Annotated in this window: 8 protein-coding genes, 1 rRNA gene and 1 pseudogene; all 10 read right to left on the bottom strand. The window is 36.8% G+C overall.

Annotation, left to right across the window (positions count from 1 at the left end; genetic code table 11):
• A 16S ribosomal RNA gene (locus A9G34_RS03910) occupies positions 1 to 1515 on the bottom strand; the annotation flags it as partial.
• A gap of 305 nt (positions 1516 to 1820) precedes the next feature.
• Positions 1821 to 3002 carry a formate-dependent phosphoribosylglycinamide formyltransferase gene (purT, locus tag A9G34_RS03905; RefSeq protein WP_065568927.1) on the bottom strand — a complete coding sequence of 394 codons (1182 nt, stop codon included), beginning with the start codon at positions 3000 to 3002 and terminating at the stop codon, positions 1821 to 1823.
• Positions 3003 to 3080: 78 nt separating this feature from the next.
• Entirely contained in the window at positions 3081 to 4379 is a 1299-nt protein-coding gene (locus A9G34_RS03900; protein WP_065568926.1) for an adenylosuccinate synthase, read from the bottom strand.
• A gap of 19 nt (positions 4380 to 4398) precedes the next feature.
• Positions 4399 to 5361, bottom strand: coding sequence for a protease modulator HflC (gene hflC, locus A9G34_RS03895; RefSeq protein ID WP_034947588.1), 963 nt, complete (start codon positions 5359 to 5361; stop codon positions 4399 to 4401).
• Positions 5362 to 5370: 9 nt separating this feature from the next.
• On the bottom strand, positions 5371 to 6582 hold the full coding sequence (gene hflK / locus A9G34_RS03890; protein WP_051825406.1) for an FtsH protease activity modulator HflK: 1212 nt from the start codon (positions 6580 to 6582) through the stop codon (positions 5371 to 5373).
• Between the two features lie 23 nt (positions 6583 to 6605).
• A complete protein-coding gene (gene hflX / locus A9G34_RS03885) occupies positions 6606 to 7901 on the bottom strand; it encodes a ribosome rescue GTPase HflX (RefSeq protein WP_065568925.1) in 1296 nt (431 codons plus the stop codon).
• 20 nt (positions 7902 to 7921) lie between these two features.
• Entirely contained in the window at positions 7922 to 8167 is a 246-nt protein-coding gene (gene hfq / locus A9G34_RS03880; protein WP_034947582.1) for an RNA chaperone Hfq, read from the bottom strand.
• Positions 8168 to 8453: 286 nt separating this feature from the next.
• A complete protein-coding gene (gene miaA, locus A9G34_RS03875) occupies positions 8454 to 9368 on the bottom strand; it encodes a tRNA (adenosine(37)-N6)-dimethylallyltransferase MiaA (protein ID WP_034947579.1) in 915 nt (304 codons plus the stop codon).
• Entirely contained in the window at positions 9365 to 11218 is a 1854-nt protein-coding gene (gene mutL, locus A9G34_RS03870; RefSeq protein WP_065568924.1) for a DNA mismatch repair endonuclease MutL, read from the bottom strand. The genes miaA and mutL overlap by 4 nt, the downstream gene beginning before the upstream one ends.
• Positions 11219 to 11238: 20 nt before the next feature.
• Positions 11239 to 11943: pseudogene (locus tag A9G34_RS03865) on the bottom strand (N-acetylmuramoyl-L-alanine amidase); the annotation flags it as partial.
• Between the last annotated feature and the right edge of the window lie 9 nt (positions 11944 to 11952).

Raw genomic sequence — 11952 nt, 5'->3', positions numbered from 1 at the left:
TTCCCCTACGGTTACCTTGTTACGACTTCACCCCAGTCATGAATCACACCGTGGTAAACGCCCTCCCTAAGGTTAAGCTATCTACTTCTGGTGCAACCCACTCCCATGGTGTGACGGGCGGTGTGTACAAGGCCCGGGAACGTATTCACCGTGACATTCTGATTCACGATTACTAGCGATTCCGACTTCATGGAGTCGAGTTGCAGACTCCAATCCGGACTTAGACGTACTTTATGAGGTCCGCTTGCTCTCGCGAGGTCGCCTCCCTTTGTATACGCCATTGTAGCACGTGTGTAGCCCTGGTCGTAAGGGCCATGATGACTTGACGTCGTCCCCACCTTCCTCCGCTTTATCAACGGCAGTCTCCTTTGAGTTCCCGACCTAATCGATGGCAACAAAGGATAAGGGTTGCGCTCGTTGCGGGACTTAACCCAACATTTCACAACACGAGCTGACGACAGCCATGCAGCACCTGTCTCACAGTTCCCGAAGGCACTCTCATATCTCTACAAGATTCTGTGGATGTCAAGACCAGGTAAGGTTCTTCGCGTTGCATCGAATTAAACCACATGCTCCACCGCTTGTGCGGGCCCCCGTCAATTCATTTGAGTTTTAACCTTGCGGCCGTACTCCCCAGGCGGTCGATTTATCGCGTTAGCTTCGGAGCCCATCACTCTAGGCAACAAACTCCAAATCGACATCGTTTACAGCGTGGACTACCAGGGTATCTAATCCTGTTTGCTCCCCACGCTTTCGCATCTCAGCGTCAGTATCTGTCCAGAAGGCCGCCTTCGCCACCGGTATTCCTCCACATCTCTACGCATTTCACCGCTACACGTGGAATTCTACCTTCCTCTACAATACTCCAGATAACCAGTTTTAAATGCAATTCCTAGGTTGAGCCCAGGGATTTCACACCTAACTTAATTATCCGCCTACATGCCCTTTACGCCCAGTCATTCCGATTAACGCTCGCACCCTCCGTATTACCGCGGCTGCTGGCACGGAGTTAGCCGGTGCTTCTTCTGTAACTAACGTCAATTCTAGGCACTTTTCATACCCAAAACTTCCTCACTACCGAAAGTACTTTACAACCCGAAGGCCTTCTTCATACACGCGGCATGGCTGCATCAGGGTTCCCCCCATTGTGCAATATTCCCCACTGCTGCCTCCCGTAGGAGTCTGGACCGTGTCTCAGTTCCAGTGTGGCTGGTCATCCTCTCAGACCAGCTAGAGATCGTCGCCTTGGTAAGCCTTTACCCCACCAACTAGCTAATCCCATATGGGTTCATCAAATGGCGCACGTCCTCGCGGAACCGTACTTTGGTCTCTCAACTTTATGCGGTATTAGCAGTCGTTTCCAACTGTTGTCCCCCTCCATCTGGCAGATCCCCATACATTACTCACCCGTCCGCCACTCGTCATCAAGTGCAAGCACTCATGTTACCGTTCGACTTGCATGTGTTAAGCCTGCCGCCAGCGTTCAATCTGAGCCATGATCAAACTCTTCAATTTAAAGTTTGATGCTCAATAACTGTCTCTGACATATTCAAATGAATCTTCAGTGTCACTTATCAAGACTTCTTAATCTTTTTAGTCCGTAGACTTTTAATCTTTCGTCTCGCAAGTGCCCACACAGATTGTCTGTTTCTTCTTTTTAAAGAGCTAACAGCTTCCAATTCTCAATCAACTTTTTGTTAATCATCTTTGCTGTCTCAAGGGTTGCGTATATTACTCACTTCACTTATGAACGTCAACCCCTATTTTAGAATTTTTTATTTTTTTGTATTGAGTGACTGCTTTTTACACAAATTTATGCATTATAGGGTTATCTTTAGTTGTTTTGTCACATCAATTGCTTTATTAATGGCCTCTTTAACTGTCGATGCTCTAGCTAACGCAACACCCATTCTTCGTATTCCTTTTACTTCTGGTTTACCAAACAAACGTAAATCGGTTTGCGGCTCGCTTAATGCTTTATCAATATTAGCAAAAGTTATTTGCTTGGAATTACCTTCTACTAATAAGACAGACGATGCACAAGCACCATATTGTTCTATAATTGGAATTGGCAATCCTAATATTGCTCTAGCATGTAATGCAAACTCAGATAAGTTTTGTGAAATTAACGTCACCATACCGGTATCATGAGGACGAGGTGATACTTCACTAAACCATACTTGCTCCCCTTTAACAAATAATTCAACACCAAATACCCCTCGGCCACCTAATTCTTCTGTTATTTTAGTTGCAATATTTTTCGCTTGTTTCAATGCTTTTTCTGGCATCTGCTGAGGTTGCCAAGATTCTCGATAATCACCTTTTTCTTGACGATGGCCAATTGGTTCGCAGAATGAAACTCCGTTAATATGCCGAACAGTCAGCAAAGTAATCTCGTAATCAAAATCAACAAAACCTTCTATGATTACTTTCCCTTTACCAGATCGCCCCCCTTCTTGAGCATATATCCATGAAGATTTGATATCTGCTTCACTACGCAATAAAGATTGACCTTTACCCGAAGAGCTCATAACTGGCTTAACCAAACATGGAAAACCGATCTCTTTTACCATTTGTTCATATTCAAATTCGTTTTCAGCGAAACGGTAAGGTGAAGTGGGTAGTTTTAATTCTTCTGCAGCAAGACGGCGAATTCCCTCACGATTCATTGTTAATTGCGTTGCTTTTGCTGTTGGAATAATAGTAAATCCTTCTTTTTCCAACTCAATTAATGTAGATGTAGCAATAGCTTCAATTTCTGGTACGATATAATCAGGATTTTCCACTTCAATGACTTTTCTTAGAGCCCCCCCATCAAGCATATTAACAGTATGATACCGATGAGCTACTTGCATTGCTGGCGCATTAGCATAGCGATCAACAGCAATAACTTCACAGCCAAAACGCTGTAATTCTATCGCCACTTCTTTAGCTAATTCTCCTGCACCACAAAGCAATACTTTAGTTGCAGTCGGTGATAAAGGAGTACCTAATTTAGCCATAATTCCCTCATACACAGTTAATCGTTATACCTCAAAAAATAAAAAATCGGGAAAATTATCCCGATTTTTTAATCAATATTAAGCTTGATAAGGATCACGTAAAATCATGGTTTCATTGCGATCAGGACCTGTTGAAATAATATCAATTGGTGTTTCAGTTAACTCTTCAATTCTTTTGATATAAGCTTTTGCGGCTTGCGGCAGTGCATCATAGCTTTTAATACCAAAAGTTGATTCACTCCAACCTGGCATAGTTTCATAAACAGGTTTTACTAAGCTCCACTCTTCAGCGGCAGCTGGAGCGTTTTTGATAACATCACCATTTGGTAATTGGTAACCGACACAAATTTTTACTTCTTTAAGCCCATCTAACACATCAAGTTTAGTTAAACAAAATCCAGAGACAGAATTAAGTTGTACTGCTTTACGCACAGCAACAGCATCAAGCCATCCAGTTCGACGGCGACGACCTGTCGTTGCACCAAATTCATTACCTTGTTTGCAAAGATATTCACCAACTTCGTCAAATAGCTCGGTAGGGAATGGACCAGCACCAACACGCGTAGAGTAAGCTTTAACAATACCTAACACATAGCCAACATAACGCGGACCAAAACCAGATCCCGTTGCCACACCACCAGCAGTAGTATTAGAAGAAGTTACAAAAGGATAAGTACCATGATCGATATCAAGTAATGTACCTTGTGCACCTTCGAACATAATTCTTTCGCCTTTTCTTCGTGCATCTTCCAAAAGTGCAGGAATATCGGCAATCATAGCAACTAAAATATCAGCAATCGCTAATGTATCATCTAACACTTTTTGATAGTCAACCGCTTCTGCTTTGTAATAGTTGACTAATTGGAAGTTATGGTACTCCATCACTTCTTTTAATTTTTCAGCAAAAGCTTGGCGATCACGTAAATCACCGACTCGAAGCCCACGGCGAGCAACTTTATCCTCATAAGCAGGACCAATACCACGCCCTGTTGTTCCAATAGCTTTATTACCACGAGCTTTTTCTCGAGCTTGATCTAATGCAATATGGTAAGGCAAAATTAGAGGACATGATTCAGAGATAAGGAGTCTTTCCTTAACAGGAATACCACTATTTTCTAACTCTTTCATCTCTTTCATCAAAGCATCAGGACAAAGCACTACACCATTAGCAATAATGCTAATAACATCATTACGTAAAATTCCTGATGGAATTAAGTGTAATACTGTTTTTACACCATTAATAACTAATGTATGACCTGCATTATGCCCACCTTGATAACGAACAACATATTTTGCTTTTTCTGTGAGTAAATCAACAACTTTACCTTTACCTTCATCACCCCATTGTGTACCTAGCACAACAACATTATTACTCATAAGCTATTTACTCATTCTATTATTTATTTGATTTTAATTTCATATATTGGAAAAAGTCATTATCAGGGCTAATTACCATAACATCATTACTTGTAATGCTTTTTTCATAAGCTTTTAAACTACGAATGAAGCTAAAAAACATCATATCTTTACCAAAAGCATCAGCATATAGTTTTGCGGCAACGGCATCCCCTTCACCACGGATAATACGTGACTCTCGCTCAGCTTCAGATAAAATTTTAGCCGCTTGCAATGTTGCGCTAGCTCGGATTTCCTCTGCTTTTCTTACACCCTCAAAACGCTTATCTCGAGCAATAACTTCGCGTTCTGCTCGCATTCTTGCATAAATAGAACCAGAAACAGCATCAGGGAAGTTTATCTTTTTTATACGCACATCAATTACTTCAACCCCAAAAGCTCTTAAACTAGTTTTGCCATCTTCAGAATCTTTTTTAAGATCAACAGGTAGATTACCAATTTGAGCATGTTTAACTACTTCATGATGAGTACCATTTAAAGAATCTTTAACACGAATCATTAAAGAATTACGTGATTTAGTATCCGCGTTAGAATCGTTTATAATATCTTCATTACTAAGCTTACCTATTTCAGCTCTTAAACGGCCATTCAAACGTGCTAATAATAAGTCTTCAACATTGTTACCACCAGCTACCGTTTCATAATAACGGTTAAAATCTATAATTTTCCATTGAACAAAATAGTCAACAATTAGCTCTTTTTTTTGTACATTAAAAAACCGCTGTTCTCTATTATTATTAGAACTATTTGTCGTGTGGATTTTTGCATCAATTATTTTTACTCTATCCATACCAGGAATTTTGAAATGTAATCCAGGTTTTGACAAAGCAATAATTTTATTGAATCGCAATACGACTCCACGCGTACCTTCTTCAATAACATAAGCACTTGAAAAAAATATCCCAATCAAGATTAAGACAATAGGAATTAATAGTTTACGCATTTTTTCTCCTTATCGTCCTATAGTTCGCGTAGTATTTCCTGAAATACTACCACCATTAGGTTTATTACTATTTTGTGATTCAGGTTTAGTTTCTTGTCGATTTTTTATTTCCTCAGAAGTATTTAGCATATTAAAATGATAACTTTCATTTGTATTTGATAAGGTCGAGGTATCAAAACCCTTTTCAGCTTTATTTTTTAATAATTGCTCTAACGGCAATACCATTAAATTACCACTTTTATCATTAATAATGACTTTATTAGTTTTACTTAATATTTTTTCCATTGTTTCGATATATAAGCGCTCTTTAGTTATTTCAGGCGCAACTTTATATTGTGGTAATATTTTTTCAAATCGAGCAACATCACCAGATGCTTCAAGTTGAACGCTAACTTTATAAGCATTAGCATCAGCTAAAATTCTTGCAGAACGACCTTCTGCTTGCTGAATTAACTGCACTTTATCCGCTTCAGCCTGCTTTATCTCACGTTCACTGTCACCTTGAGCTCGTATAGCATCATCATAAGCGTCCTGAACTTGCTCTGGCGGTCCTGCAACTTGGAAATTTAAATCAACAATATTAATTCCCATATCGTAATGAGTAATAACATTTACAAGCTCATCTTTAGTGCTACTTTCAAGTGCTGCACGCCCATCTGAAATAATAGCATCAATATTAGAACTACCTACAGCCGTTCTAAGCGCACTATCAGCTGCTTGATGAAGGCTATCTTTAACATTAGTAACATTAAATAAATATTTTAAAGGATCATTAATACGATACTGAACATTCATTTCAACATAAACTAAGTTTTCACCTGTAGTAACGATGTATCCTTTCACATTAAAATTTTGTGTTCCTTGTGTATCGACAATATAAAGATTATCGATCAATGGCATTCTCCAATTCAACCCTGGTTGTATGATTTCAGATTGAACTTGACCAAAACGAGTAATTACGCCTCTTTGGCTTTGGTTTATAGTATAAAAGCCACTTACGCCCCAAATAAGTATTAATGCAATTATAACAATGCTACCTATTTTAGTAGCACTAATTGGGCGTTTTCCTGGTAATAATCCACCAATATTGCCTGAATTACCTTTTTTTAAAAGGTTTTTAATTTTATCAAATAAATTACCTGATGAACCAGAAGGCTTTTTGTTATTATTTCCCCATGGATCATTGTCTTGTCCGTTATTTCCGGGCTGATTCCACGCCATATTTTATATGCTCCATTTAACAATTAGTTGTTATTTTGCGTATTAGTTAAGTATAACAGATCTGGCTCTTGTTTACAGAGCCTATTCCACTCAATTGAAGGCATTCTTACATTTAAATAAAAATTACCATCATCACAAATAATTTCCTTTTCTACTGCATTTAATTGATATAGACGACTTCTTATTCTAACTAAATAAGCAGGCAAACTTATCTGACAAATTTGCATTTGTTTAGTAAGTATTTCTTTTAAAGCGATAAATAAAAGATCTAATCCTAAATTATTTTGGGCTGAAATCCAAACACGAATTGGGATGCCATTTTCATCTCGATCAATACTTGGCTGTTTATCTTCTATTAAATCGATCTTATTCATAACAAATAGTGTCGGTATTTTGTGTGCATTAATTTCAAATAATACCTCATCAACTGCATACATGCTATCTAACAAATTAGGATCGGCTGCATCTACCACATGCAATAATAATGCTGCTTCTTGTGTTTCGAGAAGTGTTGCTTTAAAAGCTGCAATAAGATCATGCGGTAAATGACGAATAAAACCTACTGTGTCAGCTAAAACAACCTGACCAACATCATTAACATAAATACGCCGTAATGTTGGATCAAGCGTAGCAAATAGTTGATCAGCCGCATAAACATTGGCATTAGTTAACACATTAAATAATGTCGATTTACCAGCATTAGTATAACCAACAAGTGAAACTGTTGACAGATCAGCTTTGTTCCTAGATTGGCGATTTTGGTTACGTTGTTTTTCAACTTTAGCTAGTTTTGACAAAATTAATTGAATGCGATGACGAATCAATCTTCTATCGGTTTCTAACTGAGTTTCACCCGGTCCACGTAAGCCTATCCCACCTTTTTGACGTTCTAAATGCGTCCAACCTCGAACTAAACGTGTGGATAAATATTGTAATTGTGCTAGCTCGACTTGTAATTTACCTTCATGTGTTCTAGCTCGTTGCGCAAAAATATCTAGAATTAATCCGGTTCGATCAACAACTCGGCATTTACACAATAATTCTAAATTACGTTCTTGGGATGGCGTCAAAGCATGATTTACTAAAATAACCGAAGCGTCAAGCTGTTTAACTTTTTCAGCTATTTCTTGAGCTTTACCTTCACCAATAAAATATTTTGCTTGAGGTGCTTTTCTTGAAGTTGTTACAATATCGAGAACGTCTATCTTAGCTGAAGAAACTAATACTTCAAACTCTTCAAGATCCTCGATATTGCTTTCTTTAGGGAAGAATACATGAACTAATAAGGCAGTTTCACCGCCTTTATGTCTTTCAAACAATCAGATTCTCCACTGAAATATCAGCTTTCGCCTTCCTCTTCAGTCTGAGATACAAATCCAGAAATAGGTCTAGATGGTACGACTGTTGAGATAGCATGTTTATATACCATTTGGCTAACAGTATTTTTTAACAAAATCACAAATTGATCGAAAGACTCAATTTGTCCTTGTAATTTAATACCATTAACTAAATAGATAGATACTGGAATATGCTCGCGACGAAGCAAGTTTAAATAAGGATCTTGTAATGACTGCCCTTTTGACATGAGTTTATCCTTTAATAAGAAAATTATAATAAGATGAAAGAACCAATAATGTTATCGCAGAAAATAAATTATTATTCACGACGAAAAATAAAACTCTTTTATTATCTACCAAAATAACATAAAAAGCACTGTTCTTAAACCAAACAACAACAATTAATGCACAAATAACTAAAATTTTAATGAATTTAAACCAAAAAGTAAAAAATTATACCCATGTTTAACAAACGCTTGCAATATTTTTACTAAAATTACTAGGGTAATTTAAATTAAAAATATTCGTACTCTTTTATTTCAATATGTTATCAAAAATAGAACCTATATTATCGGTATTTAACCATGTTATAGGTTGTTTCCAACCTCGTAACCACGTTATTTGTCTTTTCGCTAATTGGCGTGTAGCGCAGATCCCTTTAAATACCATCTCATCATAGCTAGTACAACCATTTAAATATTCCCACATTTGACGATAACCAACACAACGAATAGAAGGTAAATTTAAATGCAAATCAGTTCGCTGCATAAGTGCTCTAACCTCATTTTCAAATCCTTGATCAAGCATTTGTAAAAAACGTTGCTCAATACGTTCATGTAGTTGAGACCTATCTTTTGGCATAATAGCAAATTGCATAATATTATATGGTAATGCTTCACCACTTTCTTGTGTAAGTTCAGTTAGGCTTTTACCTGAAATTAAATAAACCTCTAAAGCACGATTAAGTCGCTGGGGATCGTTAGGATGAATTCGTTCAGCTGAAATTGGATCGACTTTTTTTAGATCTTCGTGAATTGCTTGCCAACCTAATTTATTGGCTTTTTCCTGTATTTGCTTACGAATTTCGCTATTAGCAGCAGGAAGTGGTGAAAGCCCTTCAATTAACGCTTTAAAATAAAGCATTGTGCCACCTACTAATAGAGGAATTCGTCCTTTTTCCAGTGATTTTTTAATTTCTACCAATGCATCACGTCGAAAATTTGCAACTGAATAACTTTCTACAGGGTCGCAAATATCAATCAATTTATGAGGATACATCTGTTGTTCCTCTTTAGTTGGTTTGGCTGTACCAATATCCATACCACGATAAATTAACGCTGAGTCAACACTAATAATATCAATGGGAAAGCGATCATAAAGAGCCATAGCGATAGCTGTTTTACCACATGCTGTTGGTCCCATTAACGAAATAATTTTTGGTTTATTCATAATAAAATTGATTGTGTTAAATTTTTTATATCAATCGGATATAAAAATGATTCTTGCTGTAACAAATTAATATCTATCTGTTCTAACTTTGCTAACAATTGAATTACCTTAGCTACACTCCAACTCTCCGCACAACTATCATAGTATTGATTAGCTAACCAAGCAGCAATTTGAGTTGGATTGAACACTTCCTTTTCCGATGATGAGATAAAACTAATTAAAGTAGGTAAAATTTGTTGCCAGTTCATTGCTCGCAATATTTTAGGCACATTTTGTAGATATAATTTAGCTTTATCAATATAAAAATGAAAACCTAAAAAACTCAACTGAGGTTGATAAGAAGACAGGACTTTCTGCTCTTTATTATCGAGTAAAATTGTTAATGGAATAAGCAATTTTTCAGAATCTTGTGATAATAATTTAATCGCAATGACTTTTTGTTGAGCAATAGGCAATTTTATTAACAATAATTTTTGCTGATCACCTTCATACTTTTCAAGCAATGCAATATTAGGCTGAATAATGGTTAATACCCGACCAAATTGTACTAGTGATGAGCTATCAAGATGCTGTTGTAATGTTTGTAACGGAGTACTTCGTTTTGGAAATAATGATTCAATCACCGCTTTTTGTGGTCCGGTTACGTCATTTTCTTCTATAGATAAAAATGGTTTTTCGATATCACGTTGTGCAATATTTTGAGAGGGAGATTCAACACTAACTAACTGACCATATAACGCATTTTCTTTAGCATAATTGCTATTTTTTTTGGGTAATTGGTTATTAGCTTGATAAGGCTTAGAAATAGCCTGTTGATTAAAGATATTTTCTCCAGCTGCTTGCCGATTAGGTGTTATTGTTACTTTTTCATCTATTGCAGATAAATCTGATTCAAGCGCCATAACTATGGATTGATAAACGAAATCATGAACCAATCTTGCCTCATGAAAACGGACTTCATATTTAGCAGGATGAACATTAACATCAACTTGTTTTGGGTCAATTTGTAAAAATACCACATAACTTTGTTGTTCATTCGTACGTCTTATATAAGCTTGTCGTAACGCATGATTAAGTAATTTATCTTTGATCACTCGACCATTCACATAAAAATATTGTAAATTACTTACTTCACTACTAGTAACCCAACCTTGAATAAACAGATCATCGTGCTGCCAATCAAGTTTTATAGCTTTTTGCATAAAAGATCGACCACAAACTAATTCAACTCTTTTTTCAAGAGAAGATAAACGATATTGTTTTACTAATTTACCATTATGTTGCAAATTAAAAGTCACATCAGGACGAGATAACGCAATACGCCGAACAAATTCCTCAATATGCATAAATTCGGTTTTTTCTGTTTTTAAAAAACGGCGTCTTGCAGGAGTATTATAAAACAAATCAAGTACTTCAACAGTGGAGCCAACTGGGTGTGCAGCAGGTTTAATCACCGGCTGCATATCTCGCCCTTCAGCATAAACTTGCCAAGCTTCAGTTTGTTCTGCTGTGCGTGAAGTTAATGTCAATCTTGCAACTGAACTTATACTCGCCAGAGCCTCACCACGAAATCCGAGGCTAATAATAGAATCTAAATCATCTAATTTGCTTATTTTACTTGTAGCATGGCGAGCAAGCGCCAGTGCTAATTCATCTTTCGCAATACCGCAGCCATTATCACGAATACGAATTAATTTACAGCCACCTTGCTCAAGTTCAATATCAATTTGAGTGCTACACGCATCAAGGCTATTTTCAACTAACTCTTTAATAACAGAAGCAGGACGTTCTACCACCTCACCAGCTGCAATTTGATTTGCTAATTGAGGTGAAAGAATATGAATTGCCATTAGTGTTGCTCTCCAAATTTTGGATTTTGTTTAACGTAATTTTTTATACCTTGATAGATTGCTTTAGCTATCTTATCTTGATGAGCATTACTATTTAGTAATCGTTCTTCGCCTTCATTAGAAATAAAACCAACTTCAATTAAAATTGACGGAATATCTGGCGAACGTAATACACCTAAACTTGCATGTTCAGGAACTGATTTATGTAATTTTACTATCTTTTTAATTTGTTTTAATACTTGTTGTGCTAGCTCATAACCCACTTGTTGAGAATAAGAAAATTGTAAATCTAATATTGCTTGACTTAAATGAGGATTGCTATCGTCGCTTAATGCATTGCCAGCACCACCTAACAATTCTGATTGTTTTTCGCTCTGTTCAAGCCATCTTCCTAATTCCGTATCAGCTCGCTTGGTTGACAATACCCAAATAGAAGCACCCATTGCATTTCGATTCGGTGCTGCATCGGCATGAATTGAAATTAATAAATTTGCTTTATTTTTACGAGCTATTTCAGAGCGTTGTGAAACAGAGATAAAATTATCATTGCTACGGGTTAATACTCCTTTAAAATTAGGATCTTTATTTAGTAAATTGGTAAGTTTTTTAGCAATAGAAAGCGTAACTGTTTTTTCATATAACTTATTTTTCCCTATTGCGCCGGAATCTTTACCACCATGCCCCGCATCAACGGCAATAACAACTTTAGCTGCATAGGCAGAACTACAAAGCAG

This window comes from Gilliamella sp. Choc4-2 (assembly GCF_001690355.1).
Taxonomy (GTDB): domain Bacteria; phylum Pseudomonadota; class Gammaproteobacteria; order Enterobacterales; family Orbaceae; genus Gilliamella; species Gilliamella apicola_A.
Note: the sequence above shows the minus strand (reverse complement) of the source record. Positions and strands in the feature narration are given on the sequence as shown.

Coding starts and splice junctions, on each gene's coding strand:
- purT (WP_065568927.1), bottom strand. CDS start 3,002: ATGGCTAAATTAGGTACTCCTTTATCACCGACTGCAACTAAAGTATTG.
- A9G34_RS03900 (WP_065568926.1), bottom strand. CDS start 4,379: ATGAGTAATAATGTTGTTGTGCTAGGTACACAATGGGGTGATGAAGGT.
- hflC (WP_034947588.1), bottom strand. CDS start 5,361: ATGCGTAAACTATTAATTCCTATTGTCTTAATCTTGATTGGGATATTT.
- hflK (WP_051825406.1), bottom strand. CDS start 6,582: ATGGCGTGGAATCAGCCCGGAAATAACGGACAAGACAATGATCCATGG.
- hfq (WP_034947582.1), bottom strand. CDS start 8,167: ATGTCAAAAGGGCAGTCATTACAAGATCCTTATTTAAACTTGCTTCGT.
- miaA (WP_034947579.1), bottom strand. CDS start 9,368: ATGAATAAACCAAAAATTATTTCGTTAATGGGACCAACAGCATGTGGT.
- mutL (WP_065568924.1), bottom strand. CDS start 11,218: ATGGCAATTCATATTCTTTCACCTCAATTAGCAAATCAAATTGCAGCT.